The organism is Rhodococcus sp. KBS0724, assembly GCF_005938745.2.
GTDB lineage: Bacteria > Actinomycetota > Actinomycetes > Mycobacteriales > Mycobacteriaceae > Rhodococcus_F.
Genome location: NZ_VCBX02000001.1, coordinates 740,199 through 758,974, shown reverse-complemented (window position 1 = coordinate 758,974; position 18,776 = coordinate 740,199). Strand labels below are relative to the sequence as shown.

The following is an 18,776-nucleotide window of genomic DNA, read 5'->3' as shown; positions in this document are numbered from 1 at the left end:
AGACTCGGCTGCTGCGAGCAAGCGCACGCCTTGCCCGGAGGAGGGGATTGCATGAGTGACGTCATCGTGGTGGGTGCCGGACCAACTGGATTGATGCTGGCCGGTGAGCTCCGTCTACAGGGAGTCGACGTCGTGGTTCTGGACAAGGACGAGGAGCCGGCACCGTTTGTCCGTGCCCTCGGCATCCACGTGCGCACGATCGAGATCATGGACCAGCGCGGCCTACTGGACAGATTCCTCGCGCACGGCCGAAAGTATCCGCTCGGTGGATTCTTCGCGGGAATCTCGAAACCCGCACCTTCCTACTTGGATACCGAGCACGGTTACGTACTGGGCATACCCCAGCCCGAAATCGACAGAATCCTTGCCGAACATGCCACCGAGGTCGGCGCGGACATTCGGCGCGGCAAGGGCGTCGTCGCGGTCCGTCAGGACGACGACGGCGTCACCGCCGAATTATCCGACGGTACAACACTTCACGCGCGCTACCTGGTCGGGTGCGACGGCGGGCGCAGCACGGTGCGGAAGCTGATCGATGTCGGGTTCCCCGGCCAACCGTCGAGCGCCGACACGTTGATCGGTGAAATGGACGTGACCATGCCGGCGGACGAACTGACCGCAGTCGTCACCGAAATCCGCGAAACGCACAAGCGATTCGGCATCGGTCCGGCCGGAAATGGCACCTTTCGCGTCGTGGTTCCGGCAGCCGATGTTGCTGACGGTCGCGCAGTCCCGACCACGCTCGACGACATCAAACAACAACTACGAGTCATTGCCGGCACGGACTTCGGCGTGCACTCCCCGCGGTGGCTCTCACGCTTCGGTGACGCCACACGATTGGCCGATCATTACCATCGTGGCCGGGTGTTCCTCGCCGGCGATGCTGCACACATTCACCCGCCGATGGGTGGCCAGGGCCTGAACCTCGGTGTCCAGGACGCCTTCAACCTCGGCTGGAAGCTCGCCGCGGAAATCCAGGGCTGGGCACCTGAGGGCCTGCTCGACACTTACGAATCCGAACGCCGCCCGGTGGCCGCCGACGTTCTGGACAACACGCGTGCGCAGGCGGAGTTGATCTCCACCGAAGCGGGGCCACAAGCGGTGCGGCGCTTGATCTCCGAGCTGATGAATTTCGACGACGTCAACCGCTACCTGACCGAGAAGATCACCGCGATCTCGATTCGCTACGACGTCGGCGGCGACCATGACCTGCTGGGCCGGCGTCTACGAAACATCGCTTTGACCAGCGGAAACCTCTACGACCTGATGCACTCCGGACGCGGACTGCTGCTCGACCAGGGCGGCCAACTGTCGGTGGACGGATGGAGCGATCGTGTTGACCACATCGTCGACACGAGCGCCGAATTCGATTCTCCCGCCGTGCTGCTTCGTCCCGACGGCCACATCGTCTGGGTCGGCGAAATGCAGTCGGAGTTGTATACCCGCCTGACCAGGTGGTTCGGTCACCCAGCGGCCTAGCATCCAGTGGCTTGGCGATCACTGCGGAATTCGCGGTGAATGCAACGACGAGCGAAGACGGCAATGCTTCGATAGAGTATCGACGTCCAATACCTGCAGGTCGATATACGGATGCGAGGAGGTGAGTCCCATTACCGCGTGGTCAGTAGTGGCGCCGTCTCCTCCGTTCGTTTCCCGGTAGCGATCGAGAGCGCCCATACGGTATTTCCCGAAAGGCACTCTCATGGCTGCACCGATGCCCTCTCGTTCTCGGCAAAAATCCACCACCGACGTCCTTCGCCGCGCAGGATGCGTCTTTGCCGAGGACGAAGCGCGCGTTCTACTGAATGCCGCACAATCTCCCACCGAACTCGACGTCATGATCGCTCGGCGGGTAGCCGGCGAACCACTCGAGATCATTGTCGGCTGGGCAGGATTCTGCGGCTTGCGCATACTGCTGGAACCCGGGGTATTCGTGCCACGTCGGCGCACCGAGTTCTTGGCCAGACAGGCATGTTCGTTGACCGCCCCCGGAGGTGTGGCTGTCGATCTCTGCTGCGGCTCGGGCGCCGTCGGCGCGGCACTCCAGGCGAACGTCCCGGCGATCGAGTTGTACGCCACCGACATCGAACCCGCTGCGGTTCATTGCGCGCGGCGCAACATCATCCCGCCTGGCCACGTCCTCAACGGCGATCTCTACGATCCGCTGCCCTCCCGACTCCGTGGCCGCATCGACGTCATAGCGGCCAACGCACCGTATGTCCCCACCGATTCGATCCGTCTCCTGCCGCCCGAAGCGCGACTCCACGAACCCCGAGTCTCTCTCGACGGCGGCATCGACGGACTCGACATCCAACGGAGGATCGCCGACGAGGCAGCAACGTGGCTCAAACCCGGCGGACACCTGCTTGTCGAAACCAGCAACGAACAAGTGGATCGCACGGTGGAATCATTCACTCACGGAGGACTTCTCGTGACGATATCGGTACACGACGCAACATCATCGACCGTGGTGATCGGTACCAAATCCTAGTCGCGTCACCTGCTGACAGCTTTCTGGTATCGACGGATAGCAAACGGAACGAAGACGATCAGTAATCCACCCGTCCACAACAGTGAAGCGATAACCGGATTCTGCAGCGGCCACGCGTCGGGAACCGTCATAGCAGGATTGGTGTTCCCAAAAAGTTCACGCACCGCCTGAGTCACGGCTGACACCGGATTCCACTCCGCGATCACCTTCAAAGGCCCTGGCAGGTTGGTGGTTTCGACAAAAGTATTAGCGATGAAGGAGAGCGGGAAGATGACGATGAAGCTCGCATTGTTGAACACTTCCGGCGTTCTGATCCACAGTCCGACCACTGCCATGACCCAGGACAACGCGTAGGCGAACAGCAGCAGAAGTAGGTACCCGGCCAGTGCTTCGAAGAAACTGGAGTGAATGCGCCACCCCACCAGCAGACCGGTGATCGACATGACCACCAAGCTGATCACGTTGATGAGAACGTCACTGGACGTGCGGCCTATCAGGACCGCCGACGGCGCCATCGGCAGGGAACGAAACCGGTCGATGATCCCCTTCTGCAGATCCTCGACCATACCCAGGCCTGTCCAGGTGGCTCCGAATATCACTGTCTGCGTGAAGATTCCGGCAATCAGAAACTCACGGTACGACGTACCCGGAACGGAAATCGCGCTACCGAAAACATACGCGAACAACAACACGAACATGATCGGGGAGAGAGTCGTGAACACAAGGAGATCGGGAACACGCTTGATCTTGATAAGGTTTCGCTTGGCAATGGTCAGGCCGTCTTCGATCGCCATCTGCACGGTCATTTCTGGTCCTCCAATTCAGCCTGGTGCCCGGTCAATGTGAGGAATACGTCGTCGAGTGTTGGTCGACGCAACCCGACGTCGAAAACCTTGACGCCGCGGGCAGAGAGAAGATTGAGGGCTGCGACCAAGGCGTCGGTGCCGTCGTCGACGGGAACCGTGATGCGACGGACGTTCTCCTGGATTTGTATCTCACCCACAGCGAGTGAGCTCAATTCCTCCCGGACGACGTCGAGGTGTTCGCTCTCATGCACGCTCAGTTCGATACGTTCGCCGCCAACCCGCGCTTTGAGTTGGTCCGACGTTCCACGTGCGATCACGGAGCCGCGGTCGATGACCGCGATCTGATCGGCCAACCTTTCGGCTTCCTCCATGTATTGCGTCGTGAGCAATAGGGTCGTGCCCTGTGCCACCAATCCTTCGATGACATCCCAGAGTCCGAGTCTCGCTCGCGGATCGAGTCCTGTTGTAGGTTCGTCGAGAAACAGAACCTGCGGCCGGGCCACCAATGCACCAGCAAGGTCGAGGCGTCGACGCATGCCGCCGGAATAGCCCTTGACCGGGCGATCCCCGGCTTCGACCAGGTCGAACTGGTCAAGTAACTCGCGCGCCCTTGCCTTACTCTTCTTTGCTCCGAGGTGGTACAGACGTCCGACCATCTCGAGGTTTTCGTACCCAGTGAGGTACTCGTCGACTGCGGCGTACTGACCTGACGCCCCGATCTTGGACCGCAGAGCCCGCGCATCCCTGACAACGTCGAGGCCCGCGACTTCCGCGCGACCGGCGTCAGGAGTGAGCAGCGTGGTGAATATGCGAACCGCTGTGGTCTTTCCCGCGCCGTTGGGACCGAGAAGTGCCATCACCGAACCCTCGCGCACTTCCAGATCTACGCCGCCCAACGCCGTCAGTTCGCCGTACTTCTTGACCAGTCCCTCGGCCACAATCGCTCCGGTCATGCGTCCTCCCGCGTCAGCACAAATCCAACCCGAGAACCCAGTGTGACGCAGAGCCCCGACAGATTTCTACGGAATTAGTCGCGGACGGTCTCTCCGGACTGAACCTTTACTCCCGGACGATCCCGCTGAACAGCGTCTTTTCGTTCGACGCGGACCACCAATGTCACTATCGCAGCTAGGAACGCTGCTCCCGCACCGATCGAGTAGAGAACTTCGAAGGAATGCAGCGTCGGCACAACTGCGGCGCCGATCAATACGGTCGAACTGGCCAATACCGCAGCGGCGACGGCACTTCCGGTCGAAGTACCCACGGATCGGAGCAGACTGTTGACGCTGTTTGCGGAGGCAGTCTGGTCGAGTGGAGCCGACTCGGTGATCAAGGTCGGCATCGCGGCCAAGGCAAATGCAACACCGGCAGACACAATCGCTGTGCCGAGAATGATGGTGAACAACGTGGGAGTGAGGAATACCCGCAAGACATACCCGAAAGCGATGACGATGGCACCAGTCGCCAGCGTTGTCTTGGCTCCCCAGCGCCGAGTGACCTTAGGTGAAACTGTCGCGAGGAGGACCATCAAGAGCCCACCCGGCGACATTGCCAGCCCCGCTGCCGACGCGGACAGTCCGAGTCCGAACTCGGATTCCGCGGGAAGCTGCAGTTCCTGCGTGGCAGCCAACGAACTGATGAACATGGCAAAGCCGAGCAGTAGTGCACAGATATTCGATACCAGGATCGGGGCGCGGACCGATGTTCGTAAATCCACGAGCGGCGCCGACGTGCGAAGTTCCCACGGAACCCACGAACCCAGCAACACAATGCCCGCAACGATGAGAACCAGAACGACCGGACTTCCCCAACCCCATTCTGTGCCCTTCGAGATGGCAAGAAGCAAGCTGGTCATGGCCGCCGTGAAGACTATTGCGCCGAGGAAGTCGAAGCGCCCGCGGCTTTTCACGGCAGATTCCGGTACGACAAAAGGCAGTACAACTGCGACGGCAATACCGACCGCGCCAGTCACCCAGAAGAGCGAGGACAGACCCCACTGTTCTGAGAGCACCCCCGCCATCGGCATCCCTACCATTCCCCCGACACCCACGGTCGCGCTCATGAGAGCTACTGCACCACTGAGCTTTTCGGGAGGTAGGGCGTCGCGCATGATGCTGATCCCGACGGGCAACAACGCGGAGGCGAAGCCTTGCATCGATCGACCGAGTACAAGAACGAGGAAACTCTGACCGGTCGCGGCAATCAAGCAACCCACGATCATGACACCGAGACACAACAGCATCATGGCCCGCTTGCCGTACATATCGGCTAGCCGGCCGATGAGCGGAGTTGCGACAGCACCGGTCAACAATGTTGATGTCACCAACCACGACGCAGTCGAGTTGGAGACTCCCAATGCCGTCGCAAACTCAGGGAGAAGCGGAACGACCAGAGTCTGCTGCAGTGCGACCACCACACCGCTCAGACTCAAAACCCCGACAACCCACGCTGCCCGCACCTGAGCGCGGGACGACTCTACGGTCAAGCGTTCGAACGAGCAGCGACTCCGGCGTCGACAGGGACAACGATGCCACTCATGTGAGCGCTGGCATCAGCTGAGAGGAACAGGACGACGCGAGTGATCTCGAACGGATCGAGCCACCCGACGGGCTGTGCGTGCAGCGTTGCGTACACCGGTTCGACGTCGGCCATCGTCGGTTCTTCGAGATCCGGACGCATCATGTGGTACATCATGTCGTTGTGGATCATCGGCGTCGAAATATTGCCCGGCGCAATCGCATTGACCGTGACACCGGAGTTGGCGAGCTCGAGGGACACACTCTTGGTCAGTCCGATGACACCCCACTTGGAGGCGCCGTACGCTGCCATCTGCGTGCCACCGGATCGGCCCATCATCGAGGAGATGGTGATGATACGGCCGTAACCACGCTTTGCCATTCCGCCGGACACCGCAGCGACAGTGTTGAAGACACCCGTGAGATTCGACGAAATGACTTCATTCCACTGCGCCGACGTCATCGAGGAAATCGGGGCAGGAACGGACACACCGGCGTTGGCAACAGCGATATCGACCTTGCCGAACTCGGCTTCCGCGCGGGCCACCAGGGCGTCCATTGCTTCGCGGTCGGCGGTATCCGCCTTGACTGCGATGCAACGACGCCCCGTGGCCTCGACGAGGCGGACGGTTTCGGCAAGATCCTCTTCGGTAGCGAGGGGGTAGGCGACGACGTCGCTGTTCTCACAGCGATCGCAGATCACGATGTCTGCGCCACGCTCGGCAAACGCAACAGCGTGCGCACGTCCCTGACCTCGAGCGGCACCGGTGATCAGTGCAACCTTGCCTTCGAAACTACCCTCGAGGCTGTTCATGCCATCTCCTAGTTCGTTATACACATTCGCTTACTGCATGAGTACTCCGAACTCCCGCCCTGAGAGACTTTCGATCCCGGACAGCGGGAATCAGCGATACACAGCCGACTCGAAATCCAAGTACCCGCCGACAGAACCTGCGTCCGCAAACGGCAGGATCTGCGTGGCCCAGAATCCACCAATGCCGCTTTGCCGATCAATCCAGTAGTAGAGGTTGGCCAGTCCAGCCCAGGCAAGTGAACCCGCGGGCCGACCTGTGGGAGCCACTTCCTCATTCGTCATGAACGAGTACGCCCATCCCTTGGGCACTCCGGGGAAGAACTCGGCGTCGTTGGACAACGTCGGGATGACGCCAGGCAGAAGGCCGACATGTTGGCCTTCGAGTCCGTTCTTGGTTGCTGCTGCCACCGTTTCCTGCGACAACACCCGCCCCTGGCTGCCGGCACCGTCGTTCAACCACATCCGGATGAACTTCATGTAGTCACCGACCGTGCCGTGCAACCCGTGTCCACCCATGTGCACCTCAGGCTCGGCGGGTAGTTCGAATCCCACGAGCGGAGTGAGCGTTCCGTCACCTTCGCGCTGATGAATGGTGGCAAGTCGATCCTTCATCGACGGCGTCATCGAAAATGCGGTGTCCGTCATCTCCAACGGTTCGAAGATCCGCTCTCGCATCACGTCGCCGAGTCGTTGTCCACGAATGGATTCCACTACCTGACCGGCCCAGTCCAGATTGGTTCCGTACTCCCACTTCTCGCCGGGATCAAAAAGCAGCGGAGTGGTGAGCGCAGCTTTGGTGCACGTGATCACACTGGGCTGACCATGTTCCTGCGAAAGGCGGTTGTACGACTCGTTGAAGAAGTCGTAGCCGAATCCGGCCGTGTGGAGCATCAGCATGCGAGTGGTGATCTCCCGCTTCGGTTCCCGCAAAATCGGCTCGCCCTGATCACCGAACCCGTCGAGAACCTTCAACTCGCCGATCTCCGGAACGTACTTGGCCGCCGGCGCGTCGAGATCGAGCAAACCTTCCTCGGCGCACTGCAGTACAGCAGTTCCGGTGATCGCCTTCGTTGTCGAGAAGAGCGCGAAGACCGAATCCGTGGACATCGGGTCTCCGAAGCCTGCGGCACGCTCGCCTGCCGAACCCTCGTAGACGTTGCCGTCACGATCGGTGATCATTGCAACCACGCCGGGGACACCATCAGGTCCGCGCACGGCATCCGCCAACAGACCGTCGAAACGCTCTTTCGAAAAAGCCTTTCCTGCAACATCTTCGATCGTCATTACACTTCTCCGTCCGACTGAAACTCTTTTGTCAGAGAGAATGTAACGACGATCACATGCCCGGCTCTGCCTCGAAACGGCAGAAGTTCCGTCTGATTTCGGCAGAACCGGACCGGATCGCTCAGCTCTGCTGAGTGCTGATATTTACGACCCAGTTAATTCCGAACTTGTCGACGCAGGCTCCGAACTCGTCGCCCCACATCTGCTTTTCGAGCGGCATCGACACGTTTCCGCTGGAAGAAAGCTTCTCCCAGTAGCCACGCAGTACATCACCGTTGTCGCCGCTAAGGCTGACGGTGATGTTGTCACCCGGGTTGTACGGCATACCGGGAGGAGTATCCGAACCCATCACGGTGTACCCCTCGTCGGTTTCGAGCATTGCGTGCATGATCTTGTCTGCTCCGGCGCCCTCCTGACCAAATTCACCAAAGGTGTTCAACGCGAGCGTGCCACCGAAAACGCTCTTGTAGAACTCCATCGCTTCACGGGCGTCGCCGTTGAAACTGATGTACGGATTGAGTCGAGATGCCATGACTGAGCTCCTAATGCGAGGTCTGTTTGGTATTCCGGGCATTGCTGTCACTCTCACCGTCAATCCTTGCAGAAGGCTCCGACAAGAAACAACGGATCAACCCAGACCCTCGAAGAGGCAAACGGGGTGTCACGACTTTCCCAAGACCACGCGCTCAGGCTCCCGACCTGGTCTGCGAAGGCAATTCCCCAAATCGTTTCCGGTATCCGGCAGCAAAAATGCCGAGGTTGACGTATCCCCAGGCGTTGGCGATATCGGAAATTGTTCTTCCGTCCGAAAACAGGAGTTCACTTCGCACTCCGGTAAGCCGACGCTCGCGCAACAACTGACCAGGAGTCGTGTCACGGTACCGGCGAAAGCCTGCGGTGAGCGCCCGAACGCTCACTCCGACCGCTGCCGCGATCTCCGAGGCAGTCGGAACCGATCGAGCGAAAGTGTCGATATATTCCTCGGCCGCTCGTACATACACGGGTTCCGCAGAATCGATACCGGCGCCGAGTGCAATACCGGCCTGTGCCGCCCACTCCTCGAGCAGTTGCGCAGTAATCAGCTCCTGCACCCGCGCGCCCAACCGTTCACGCGACAGGGCTTCGGGTGACTCTGCGACCGCCCGCACCACGTAATCCATCAGCGCCAACCAGCTTGATCCGCGCCCACCGATCGAGCATTTGTGTTGCCACAGAAGATCATCCGGTACGCGCCCATACCACTGCTGAGCATGATCGGCGACAAGTTGATGCGGCACAGTCAAATTCAGCTGCAGATGATTCTCATCGAACTCCACGAAATAGTCGGTCCGACTGCAGTCCGCCACAAACGTTTCTCCGACAGCGGTATTCACGGACGAACCACCACCAAGGGCATGCCGGCCGTTCCCACGAATCGTCGTCAGAACAAGAATGTTTCCCGCTTCGGGCGAACACTCACCCACAGTGACCGGGATGCCGTAACAGAACCGGGTGACGTCGATCCGACCGACGGAAGCCGAATACATGTCGGACGCCGGGCGCAATCGTCTACCGATCGGCGTGACCGTATATGGCATGTAGACGTTGTCGGACCACTCCTTGATGCGGTCCCAGTCCTGAGAAAAGGCCTGGTGGTGCCGTTGGGTCGGCCGACCCGCCGCGTCGATCAGCAAGGCATTCTCGAACATGGTCCGAGTATCGCATCGGAATCGGCGAAGGTCACGCAAGCCGATCAAGCATTCCGTAGCCAATTCGAAAGTTCATCGCATCAATACCCTTGACTCGAACAGGCATTCGACTACAATGAAGTGATGCGGATCGGGGGATCCACATTCGGGGGGCATCAATGAGCATCGACACATCACATGTGGTTTCCAGGTCTGCCGCGGGATTACGTTCCAGGCTGTGGCAAGCGCCGTCAGCCGAGCTACGTGCCGCCGCAATCGAGGCGAGCGCCGAAATCCTGCGACTCGAAGCAATCCGCGTCGCCGTCGTCGACGAACTCTCGCTACGCCCGGACGATCAGGTGCTCTGCTACCGCGGTGCCGGTCGATGGTTGGCGGCACACACGATGCTGCAAATCCCTGCCGGAAACAAGATCGCCGCCCTCGGCGCCGCACTGCGGGCATTTCCCGCAGTCTCACAACGCTTCGACGCCGGAGATTGCTCGTTCGATCACGCCGCACTGATCGTATCGTTCTGCGAATCACCACCCAAAGGAATGCCCGAAGAAGCACTACCGCAGTGCATCGACCTCTTGCTGGCTGCCGCCTCCGGGGTCGAAGCCACCACCACCAAAATTCGCTACGTGATCGCAACACTGGAACGACTCTTCGAATCCGACAACATTCCACCCGCCGAAGACGTCGACCGCAACGAACTACGCATCGCCACAACATTGAACGGGCGGGTTGTCGTCCGAGGCGATTTCGACGCCGTCACCGGCGAAATGCTCCTCTCCGCCCTGTCGAACCTGACCATGCCCACCCCAGCACCGGACGGAACCCCTGATGCCCGATCCGCAGCCAAACGCACCGCCGACGGATTCACCGAACTGATCCGCCGCTACCTCGACAACGCAAAAACCGGTATCGACGGCGGCCAGCGGCCACATCTGAATGTTCACATCAACGCCCGAGATCTCGCCGAACACCGCAACTGCGCGGCGCAGGAAACTGCCACGGAAGAAGAAACTTCACTCGATCCGGACCTCTCCGATCTCGACGTAGGCCACATGCCGTGGATGGGACCACTATCCCTCTCGCAGACCAGACTCCTCGGCTGCGACTGCTTCCTCTCCACAATCCTGCTCGACAACCACGGAGCGCCACTCGATGCCAGACCCGGAAAACGATTGGTCACCGCCGAACAACGCGTCGCCTTGATCGCCCGCGACAAAGGCTGCGCCTTCCCGGGCTGCGATTGCGTACCAGCCTGGACCGACGCACACCACATTCGACACTGGGCAAACGGCGGCCCCACCGTAATGAACAACCTTGTCCTGCTGTGTCGTTCACATCATCGGCTCATGCACCGCAAAACCGGATTTGTTGGCAAATGGGAGATTCGAATGGGCGCCGACAACAAACCCTGGTTCATTCCGCCGCCGGCGATCGACCCCCACCAGCACCCGCGACCGGCAAACAACACATTCAAGACCTGAGGACACACCTCAGGCACAGCAGAACACAGCCAAGGCTCCGCACCGGACATCACAATCCGATAAGGAGCCCACAGGCCGTGGCAAGAGCAGGCAGTTCAGCGGGTCAATACCAGCCCAGATGTCGGCACTCCGGTACCGGCAGTAACCAATACGTTCGTGACAGCGTCGACCTGGTTCACGGAAGTCCCGCGGATCTGACGGACACCTTCGGCTATGCCGTTCATCCCGTGAATGTATGCCTCCCCCAGTTGACCGCCGTGAGTGTTGATCGGGAGTTTGCCGCCGAGTTCGATTGCGCCACCGGCAATGAAGTCCTTGGCCTCCCCCCTGCCACAGAAGCCAAGTTCTTCGAGTTGCATCAGCACATAGGGCGTGAAGTGGTCGTAGAGAATCGCAGTCTGCATATCCGCGGGCCGCAAACCGCTCTGCGACCAGAGTTGATCTCCCACCAGCCCCATTTCCGGGAGTCCGGTCAGACCGTCACGGTAGTAGCTGGTCATGATGTACTGATCGGCTCCGCTGCCTTGCGCTGCGGCGGCAATGACGGCAGGGGTGTTCTTCAGATCCTTGGCCCGCTCGGCCGACGTGACCACGATGGCAACACCGCCGTCGGATTCTTGACAGCAGTCGAGTAGATGCAGTGGTTCGGCGATGAACCGAGAATTCTGGTGATCCTCGAGAGTGATCGGCTTTCCGTAGAAGAAGGCCTTGGGGTTTGTGGCAGCGTGTCTGCGATCGGCAACGGCGACGCGGCCGAAGTCCTCACTGGAAGCGCCGTACACGTGCATGTACCGCTGCGCCACTATTGCGACAAACGACGCGGGAGTTCCCAATCCGTGCGGGTACGAGAAGGCATTGTCCGTCCCCGATGAATTGACCTGTGCCACAAGACCGGAGTTCACCTGGCCGAACCGGGCACCGGAGCGTTCGTTGAAAGCGCGGTAGGCAACAACGACGTCCGCTACTCCTGTCGCCACAGCCATAGCTGCCTGCTGGATGGTGGCCGCAGCAGCACCGCCGCCGTAATGGATGCGACTGAAGAACTTCAGGTTCGGAATTCCCACCGAACGCGCCACTGCTACTTCGGTATTGGTATCCATGGTGAACGAAGTGAGTCCGTCGACGTCGGCGGGTGTCAGGCCCGCGTCATCCAGTGCCGCTTGGACGGCCTCCGCAGCCAGCCGAAGTTCGCTGCGCTTCGAGTCCTTCGAGAAGTCCGTCGCGCCGATACCGACGATTGCTGCTTTCCCCGACAATGTGCTCATTCGATAGCTCCCGCCGTCGTGGAAGTCAGCGTGGTGAATGTGAGCACGACCTCGGCGGTGATGTGATCACCCAGACTGTTCTTGCCGACCACGGCAACCGTCACCAGTGCCTCGTCGAAGCTGCTGACGGTTCCGCTGAGCGTCAGAGTGTCGTACGCGTACCAGGGCACCCCGAGCCGGAGTTTGATCGAGGTGATGACCGCTCGCGGGCCCGCCCAATCGGTGACAAATCGCTGCACCAACCCGGTGTCGGTGAGGATATTGACAAAGATGTCTTTCGAGCCGCGCTGCTGCGCAAGGTCACGATCGTGATGCACGTCTTGGAAGTCGCGCGTTGCCAACGCCGTGGACACGACAAATGTCGGGTCTCCGTAGATCGAGAGTACCGGAAGCTGCTCTCCCACAGCGATCTCTGAAACCGTGGTCATCGAGTTTCCTCCTGCTGCGAAACCGGTACCCACGCATACAGGGTCCACGGCGTTCCGCCTGTCTCTTCATCACCCGGAAAATCGAGATACGTTGCTTCGACGGCCATTCCGATCGAGACATCGGCCGGTGCGACACCGCGAAGCTCGCCGAGCATGCGCACACCTTCCAGTAGTTCGACGAGTGCAACCACAAACGGAAGAGAGCGGCCGGGCACTGCGGGCGCATGGTGGACAACAAAGCTGAATACGGTTCCCAGACCGGAGGCCACGAGGTAGTCGGTCTTCGCCGACTTGTCTTTCCAGATCGCGGGCACCGGTGGATGCTGCACGCTGCCATCGGGGCGCAGCTGAATCCGAAGTTCGTGTGCGGCAACTCCGTCCCAGAAGAACTGCGTGTCCAGCGACGGCGTGGGACGCAGCATTCGAGAAGAATCGAGATCGTCGGGCACATCCGATGGAACCGTCGCACTGACCGGCGGAGCAAACTTCAGGATCCGGAACATCATCTCGGATACCAATTCGTCACCGACATGCCACAAGCTTCGGGTTGTGAAGAACCAGCCCTCCCCCAGGCCCGTCTTCTTCGGCCCTACAACGTCTTCCAAGACAGATGAGATCGTCACTTCCTCACCCGGCCGCAAGTAACGGTGGTAGGTCTGATCGCAGTTGGTTGCAACAACGGAGGTGTATCCGGCCTCGTCGAGGATGTCCGTCATGCGGCCCAATGGATCATCGGATTCGCGTATGGCACCGAGGCCGCGCATCGTCCATACCTGCGCCATGGCCGGCGGAGCGACCAGTCCGTCATGCCCAGCCGCGAGCGCTGCGGATTCGTCGATGTAAATCGGGTTCTTGTCACCGATCGCCTCGACCCAGTTGCGGATCATCGGCACGTTCACAGGATCTCGGCCGGCCCGAGGTTCGCTCGGACCATCCGCGCGAACCCGCTCTGCGGCAGTAAGAATGGGATCTGGCACAGTCAATTCCTATCTCGGAACTCTTGGCAGCTTCAGGCCGGAAGTCGCGATCAATTCACGCATCACCTCGTTGACCCCACCGCCGAAGGTAATCACCAGATTGCGCTTGACCTGCATGTCCAACCACTCCATGAGATCAGCGGTCTTCGGATCGAGCGGGTTACCGTATCGGCCGACGATTTCCTCGGCCAGTCGGCCGACTCGCTGAATGCGCTCGGTGGCAAACACTTTGGTTGCCGAAGCATCGGCGACGTCAACCGACTCCGAATCACTCGACGCCACCTGCCAATTGAGAAGTTCGTTCAGTCGGTAGGTTGCGTGGATCTCCCCCAACGTGCGTCGCACGTCGGCGTGATCAAGAAGACCCTCCCGGTGAGCCCAGTCGAAGACATGATCGTAAATGCCACCGACGCGACCTGCTGGTCCGAGCATGACTCGCTCGTGATTGAGCTGGGTGGTAATGAGACGCCAACCCTGATTCTCCTCACCCACAAGCATGTTCACCGGAACGCGGACGTCTTCGTAGTAAGTGGCGTTGACGTGATGAGCACCGTCGCAGGTAATGATGGGTGTCCAGGTGTACCCCGGATCCTTCGTGTCCATGATCAGGATCGAGATGCCCCGGTGGCGCGAATCTGCTGCTCCAGTTCGCACAGCCAGCCACACGTAGTCCGCATCATGTCCACCGGTGGTGAAGATTTTCTGGCCGTTGACTATGTACTCGTCACCCGCGCGCACGGCGCCGGTACGCAAGGCCGCAAGGTCGGTGCCGGCCTCGGGTTCGGTGTAGCCGATGGCAAAATGCACTTCACCGGCCAGGATAGCGGGAAGGAACTTCTGCTTCTGCTCCTCGCTACCGTACTTCTGCAACGTGGGGCCGACCGTTTGCAATGTGACCGATGGCAGCGGAACATCGGCTCGCACAGCCTCGTTGACAGAGATCTGCTGCTCCACCTCGCCGAAGCCTCGTCCGCCGTATTCGACCGGCCAGCCGACACCGAGCCACCCGTCTTTGCCCATTCGGCGGATCACGTCACGGTAGGTCGGCCCATGCCGTTCGGTGCGCATGATCTTGGCCTCGTCGGGCGAGATCAGGGTCGAGAAGTAGCGACGAAGTTCAGCCTGCAACGCGCGCTGACTGTCGGTCAGATCGATGAACACCGGGCCCCCACGAGGTCGAGTCGATGCGAAGCGCCGCCGAGCAGGCGCGCCAAGTCTTTTGCTGCCCCGTAATAGCGGTGAAGCGGATACGTGACATCCACCCCCAAACCGCCGTGCAGGTGATGGAGAACCTGCATGGTCGCCGGAATTTCCTGAGCGATCCAGTACGCCATCACATCCAGATCAGACTGCGCGTCAAGGCCTTCCGACACGCGCCACGACGCCGACAGTGACACAACATGCAGTGTCCGGGAAGTGACATAGGCGTCGGCGATCTGTTGCGCGACCGCCTGGAAGGTTGCGAGCGGCTTACCGAATTGTTCACGGGATCCGACATGGGCAGCGGTGAGATCCACCGCTCCGGAGAGCAACCCGTCGACCACAGCGCCGATGCTCGCCAGCGCTATGCGATACAGCGTGTGCACTCGCAGCGAACGGGACGGCCAGCACAGTCCCGCTGACGCGGTACCGATCACCGGCCTTCTGCGCGACAACGGTCGGCTGCACCGGAAACTGGCGACCAGGCTCAGCCAGGGCAGCGGTGAATACCCGTCCCGCGGCCACACCGGCGAGAAGTTCATCCTGCTGGGCGTCGCTGCCGAGAGCGACGATGGGGAGCACCCCGAAGCCGAGTGTGGCAAGCGCCGGTATCGGCGCGGCCGCCCGGCCGACTTCGGTGAGCAAGGCGCCCACGTCGGCGACCGACAAGCCCTCCCCACCAAGTCGCTCCGGAAGCGCCAACGTGAGCAGATCCGCCTCGGCGAAGGCCGCCCACAAGGCATCCGGCTGAAGGTCGCGGTCCAGGAGTGCGGTAGCCACCTCGGCCACCGCATCCTGGGTTTCGTCTCTGGTGAAGTCCACGCTGGCAAATTCCCATCGTCAATATAGAACGTGTTCTAGTTGTACCACCAATGGGACCAAATTTGTAGACCTCTCACTCGCGCGGCAATCCCAGAATTCGCTCTGCCGCGACGGTCAACAGGATCTGCGTCGTACCACCGGCTATGGACAGGCACCGCGTGTTGAGGAACTCCCGCGCAAGCGGTCCCTCGACCCACCCAGCCGGACCACCCAACTCCATCGCGAACTCGGCGACGGTCTGACGCTGCCGAACACCGACCAGTTTGCGAACGCTCGACGCCGGTCCCGGGTCCTGCCCCTCCAACTGCCGCAATGTCGTTCGCAATTCCAAGAGCGATCCCACCATTGCCGTGCCGATCAAACCGCCCAACTTGTCTGCGACCACAGGATCCGGATTGCTTGCCAGCGCCAGCAATTCCTCCATCGCACCACCGAGCGACGAGCCGCCACTCATGGCGACCCGCTCATTTGCGAGCGTCGTTCGGGCCAGCTTCCAGCCGCCGCCGAGCTCCCCGACGACACAGTCGTCTGGCACGAACACGTCGTCGAGAAACACCTCGTTGAACAGTGAATCGCCCGTGATCTCCCGCAGCGGCGAAATCCTGATTCCCGGCGTCCTCATGTCGAGCAGGAAGTACGTAATGCCCTTGTGCTTCGGCACACTGCGATCGGTACGCGCCAAACAGATCGCCCAATCAGCCTCACGTGCAAGCGAAGTCCAGACCTTTTGCCCGTTGAGCTTCCACCCACCGTCGACTTTCTCGGCGGTGGTGCGCAACGACGCGAGGTCGGATCCAGCTCCGGGCTCGCTGAACAACTGACACCACGTGATGTCCCCTTTCAAAGTGGGGACAGCAAAACGCTCGATCTGTTCGACGCTTCCGTGCTCGAGAATGGTTGGCACGGCCCACCATCCGATTACCAGATCGGGGCGGCCGACACCGGCCGCAGCCAACTCTTCCTCGATCAGAATCTGCTGAGCCGCCTTGGCCCCCTTGCCGTACGGCGCCGGCCAATGCGGCGCGAGGTAACCCGACTCGGCCAGAGCGGTGCGCTGCTCCGATTCCGGCAGAGCGACGAGTTGTGCTACTTCACTGCGAATTTCGGCGCGATCGGACTCCAACGCACTGAGATCGATCTGCAGGTGACGACGCGATCCGGCGAGCGTCAACTCCGCCACCCTGGCGCGCCAACGAGACGAACCACCCATCATCTGACGTAGCGACACGGCGCGACGAAGGTAGAAATGCGCCTCGTGCTCCCAGGTGAAGCCGATTCCGCCGAGCACCTGGATGCAGTCCTTGGCCGTGTCGACGGCCGCATCCAGGGAAACCGCAGCGGCTACTGCTGCGGCGATCGGAAGTTCGTCGCCCGACTCAGCCGCGACCGCAGCATCCCAGGCGACGGCGCCGATATTTTCCACCCGGCACAACATCTCGGCGCACAAATGTTTGATCGCCTGAAAGGAACCGATCGGTTTGCCGAACTGCTCACGAATCTTCGCGTATTCCACGGCAGTCCGCAGGCTCCACGCCGCAATTCCGGCCGCCTCGGCCGACGCGAGTGTTGCAGCAAGATCAGCCACAGATCCGGTCGTCGTGTCGCCGATGATCCGATCTGCATCCACGACCACACGATCGAAGGAGACTTTTGCCAACGGACGGGACTTGTCAATCGTGTCGAGCGCGTCATACGTGACGCCATTCGCGTCGCCGTCGACGAGCACCCACACGGCGCCATTGCCACTATCGGCGGAAACCAGTACCGACATGCCAGAATCCGCACCCCAGGCAAAACCGCCGTCACCGTGAAGTTCGAGCCCTCCGGATTTGGTAGGCGTTGCGGCAACTGGTCTTTCGTCCAATACGACAGCACAGGGAATCTCACCGTCTGCGAGCGCCTCGGACCAGCGCTTTGCCGCAGGGGTTGCGCTGCGACCGACCACCAACGCGACCAGCGCCGTAGTGAGAACGGGACCCGGCACAAGTTCGATTGCGGCCTGCTCGAGCATTGCGGCCAGATCTACGATCTCAGCTCCCGACCCGCCCACCGACTCGGGCACAGCGACGGAAAAAAGCCCCAAAGATGCAAAATCCGACCAACCCTGGCGCCACGAATTCGCTGGTCCACGGCGTACCATGTCCATCGGCGCCGCCGATCGCGCCCACGCCTCGATCGACTCCTGGACTGCCCGTTGTTCATCGGTCGTGGCGATAGTCACAACTGGTTCCCACCTCTCCATTAGTGACACAATTGTTTAGAACGTGTTCTAATATGACACCTGGCCATGAGTCAAGGCGCGAAGGAATTTGTCGATGACCGCAACATCCCGATCCCGCTCCACTGCCGTCGCATCCGCGACACTCGGAGACGACGATCTCAGCTCCAACGCGCAGCGCGAACGTCGCAAGCGGATTCTCGATGCCACACTGACACTGGCGTCCAAGGGCGGATACGAAGCCGTCCAGATGCGTGCGGTGGCCGAGCGTGCGGATGTTGCCGTCGGAACGCTCTACCGATATTTTCCGTCGAAGGTGCACCTCCTGGTTTCCGCTCTCGCGCGCGAGTTCGAGAAGATCGACTCCCGAGGCAAGATTCCACCCGGAACCAGCCCGCTCGAGCGCATGCAGCTGATCCTGAGTCTGATCACCCGTGCAATGCAACGCGATCCACTGCTCACCGAAGCGATGACACGCGCGTTCATGTTCGCCGACGCGTCCGCTGCCGCCGAGGTCGATCAGGTGGGCCAATTGATGGACCGATTGTTTGCCCGTGCCATGACCGAAGAGGAACCGAACGACGAGCAGCTGGCTATCGCCCGCGTCATCTCCGATGTGTGGCTGTCCAATCTCGTGGCTTGGCTCACACGACGATCATCGGCCACCGACGTCGCCAATCGCCTGGAATTGACCGTTGAGCTGTTGCTCGGCGACGGATCCCGCAGACCCGCATAGGGATAATCCGGACCGACAATTGGTTCTGTGCACCCGTTGAGCTGACGTACCGAGCC

The 18,776-nt window shown here is 60.7% G+C and carries 16 protein-coding genes and 1 pseudogene; 4 read left to right on the top strand and 13 right to left on the bottom strand.

Annotated features, from left to right (window positions below; all coding sequences use genetic code 11):
* Nucleotides 1-51: 51 nt before the first annotated feature.
* Together iri and FFI94_RS03500 are read left to right on the top strand one after the other, a co-directional pair.
* Nucleotides 52-1,479 (top strand): rifampin monooxygenase Iri, encoded by a 1,428-nt coding sequence (gene iri / locus FFI94_RS03505; RefSeq protein WP_138871767.1) that lies wholly within the window; start codon nucleotides 52-54, stop codon nucleotides 1,477-1,479.
* Between the two features lie 223 nt (nucleotides 1,480-1,702).
* Nucleotides 1,703-2,491: a putative protein N(5)-glutamine methyltransferase gene (locus FFI94_RS03500; protein ID WP_138871766.1), complete on the top strand. Its 789-nt coding sequence runs from the start codon at nucleotides 1,703-1,705 to the stop codon at nucleotides 2,489-2,491.
* Nucleotides 2,492-2,496: 5 nt separating this feature from the next.
* Here the strand turns inward: FFI94_RS03500 and FFI94_RS03495 are convergent, their stop codons facing one another.
* The 7 genes from FFI94_RS03495 to FFI94_RS03465 all read right to left on the bottom strand — a co-directional run bounded on the left by FFI94_RS03495 (nucleotide 2,497) and on the right by FFI94_RS03465 (nucleotide 9,599).
* On the bottom strand, nucleotides 2,497-3,297 hold the full coding sequence (locus FFI94_RS03495; RefSeq protein ID WP_138871765.1) for an ABC transporter permease: 801 nt from the start codon (nucleotides 3,295-3,297) through the stop codon (nucleotides 2,497-2,499).
* Nucleotides 3,294-4,250, bottom strand: coding sequence for an ATP-binding cassette domain-containing protein (locus tag FFI94_RS03490; protein ID WP_138871764.1), 957 nt, complete (start codon nucleotides 4,248-4,250; stop codon nucleotides 3,294-3,296). The genes FFI94_RS03495 and FFI94_RS03490 overlap by 4 nt, the downstream gene beginning before the upstream one ends.
* A 74-nt stretch (nucleotides 4,251-4,324) precedes the next feature.
* Complete coding sequence (locus tag FFI94_RS03485; RefSeq protein WP_138871763.1) at nucleotides 4,325-5,782, bottom strand: MFS transporter; 1,458 nt, start codon at nucleotides 5,780-5,782, stop codon at nucleotides 4,325-4,327.
* Complete coding sequence (locus FFI94_RS03480; protein ID WP_138871762.1) at nucleotides 5,779-6,627, bottom strand: mycofactocin-coupled SDR family oxidoreductase; 849 nt, start codon at nucleotides 6,625-6,627, stop codon at nucleotides 5,779-5,781. Before FFI94_RS03480 ends, FFI94_RS03485 begins: the two co-directional genes overlap by 4 nt.
* Nucleotides 6,628-6,717: 90 nt before the next feature.
* A complete protein-coding gene (locus tag FFI94_RS03475; protein ID WP_138871761.1) occupies nucleotides 6,718-7,911 on the bottom strand; it encodes a serine hydrolase in 1,194 nt (397 codons plus the stop codon).
* A 121-nt stretch (nucleotides 7,912-8,032) separates the two neighbouring features.
* The gene (locus FFI94_RS03470) at nucleotides 8,033-8,443 is read right to left on the bottom strand and encodes a VOC family protein (RefSeq protein WP_138871760.1); all 411 of its coding nucleotides are present in this window, start codon (nucleotides 8,441-8,443) and stop codon (nucleotides 8,033-8,035) included.
* Between the two features lie 154 nt (nucleotides 8,444-8,597).
* Nucleotides 8,598-9,599 (bottom strand): helix-turn-helix transcriptional regulator, encoded by a 1,002-nt coding sequence (locus FFI94_RS03465; RefSeq protein WP_138871759.1) that lies wholly within the window; start codon nucleotides 9,597-9,599, stop codon nucleotides 8,598-8,600.
* A gap of 158 nt (nucleotides 9,600-9,757) precedes the next feature.
* On the opposite strand from FFI94_RS03465, the gene FFI94_RS03460 reads away from it, so the two are divergent.
* Entirely contained in the window at nucleotides 9,758-11,074 is a 1,317-nt protein-coding gene (locus tag FFI94_RS03460) for an HNH endonuclease signature motif containing protein (RefSeq protein WP_138871758.1), read from the top strand.
* 95 nt (nucleotides 11,075-11,169) lie between these two features.
* On the opposite strand, the gene FFI94_RS03455 is transcribed toward FFI94_RS03460, so the two are convergent.
* The 6 genes and pseudogenes from FFI94_RS03455 to FFI94_RS03430 form a co-directional block, all read right to left on the bottom strand.
* The gene (locus tag FFI94_RS03455) at nucleotides 11,170-12,339 is read right to left on the bottom strand and encodes a lipid-transfer protein (protein ID WP_138871757.1); all 1,170 of its coding nucleotides are present in this window, start codon (nucleotides 12,337-12,339) and stop codon (nucleotides 11,170-11,172) included.
* Nucleotides 12,336-12,767 (bottom strand): MaoC family dehydratase, encoded by a 432-nt coding sequence (locus tag FFI94_RS03450; RefSeq protein WP_138871756.1) that lies wholly within the window; start codon nucleotides 12,765-12,767, stop codon nucleotides 12,336-12,338. Before FFI94_RS03450 ends, FFI94_RS03455 begins: the two co-directional genes overlap by 4 nt.
* Entirely contained in the window at nucleotides 12,764-13,744 is a 981-nt protein-coding gene (locus tag FFI94_RS03445; RefSeq protein WP_138871755.1) for a bifunctional MaoC family dehydratase N-terminal/OB-fold nucleic acid binding domain-containing protein, read from the bottom strand. Before FFI94_RS03445 ends, FFI94_RS03450 begins: the two co-directional genes overlap by 4 nt.
* A 9-nt stretch (nucleotides 13,745-13,753) precedes the next feature.
* Nucleotides 13,754-14,905, bottom strand: a complete 1,152-nt coding sequence (locus FFI94_RS03440) for an acyl-CoA dehydrogenase family protein (protein WP_138871754.1) — start codon at nucleotides 14,903-14,905, stop codon at nucleotides 13,754-13,756.
* Nucleotides 14,890-15,766: pseudogene (locus FFI94_RS03435) on the bottom strand (acyl-CoA dehydrogenase family protein). Before FFI94_RS03435 ends, FFI94_RS03440 begins: the two are co-directional and overlap by 16 nt.
* A 73-nt stretch (nucleotides 15,767-15,839) precedes the next feature.
* Complete coding sequence (locus FFI94_RS03430; protein WP_138871753.1) at nucleotides 15,840-17,987, bottom strand: acyl-CoA dehydrogenase; 2,148 nt, start codon at nucleotides 17,985-17,987, stop codon at nucleotides 15,840-15,842.
* A gap of 94 nt (nucleotides 17,988-18,081) precedes the next feature.
* Here FFI94_RS03430 and kstR point away from each other — a divergent pair, with 94 nt between their 5' ends.
* Complete coding sequence (gene kstR, locus FFI94_RS03425; protein WP_138871752.1) at nucleotides 18,082-18,720, top strand: cholesterol catabolism transcriptional regulator KstR; 639 nt, start codon at nucleotides 18,082-18,084, stop codon at nucleotides 18,718-18,720.
* Nucleotides 18,721-18,776 lie beyond the last annotated feature (56 nt).

Excerpts from the sequence above, each read along its gene's own strand:
- iri (WP_138871767.1), top strand. The coding sequence starts at position 52 with ATGAGTGACGTCATCGTGGTGGGTGCCGGACCAACTGGATTGATGCTG.
- FFI94_RS03500 (WP_138871766.1), top strand. The coding sequence starts at position 1,703 with ATGGCTGCACCGATGCCCTCTCGTTCTCGGCAAAAATCCACCACCGAC.
- FFI94_RS03495 (WP_138871765.1), bottom strand. The coding sequence starts at position 3,297 with ATGACCGTGCAGATGGCGATCGAAGACGGCCTGACCATTGCCAAGCGA.
- FFI94_RS03490 (WP_138871764.1), bottom strand. The coding sequence starts at position 4,250 with ATGACCGGAGCGATTGTGGCCGAGGGACTGGTCAAGAAGTACGGCGAA.
- FFI94_RS03480 (WP_138871762.1), bottom strand. The coding sequence starts at position 6,627 with ATGAACAGCCTCGAGGGTAGTTTCGAAGGCAAGGTTGCACTGATCACC.
- FFI94_RS03475 (WP_138871761.1), bottom strand. The coding sequence starts at position 7,911 with ATGACGATCGAAGATGTTGCAGGAAAGGCTTTTTCGAAAGAGCGTTTC.
- FFI94_RS03470 (WP_138871760.1), bottom strand. The coding sequence starts at position 8,443 with ATGGCATCTCGACTCAATCCGTACATCAGTTTCAACGGCGACGCCCGT.
- FFI94_RS03465 (WP_138871759.1), bottom strand. The coding sequence starts at position 9,599 with ATGTTCGAGAATGCCTTGCTGATCGACGCGGCGGGTCGGCCGACCCAA.
- FFI94_RS03460 (WP_138871758.1), top strand. The coding sequence starts at position 9,758 with ATGAGCATCGACACATCACATGTGGTTTCCAGGTCTGCCGCGGGATTA.
- FFI94_RS03455 (WP_138871757.1), bottom strand. The coding sequence starts at position 12,339 with ATGAGCACATTGTCGGGGAAAGCAGCAATCGTCGGTATCGGCGCGACG.
- FFI94_RS03450 (WP_138871756.1), bottom strand. The coding sequence starts at position 12,767 with ATGACCACGGTTTCAGAGATCGCTGTGGGAGAGCAGCTTCCGGTACTC.
- kstR (WP_138871752.1), top strand. The coding sequence starts at position 18,082 with ATGACCGCAACATCCCGATCCCGCTCCACTGCCGTCGCATCCGCGACA.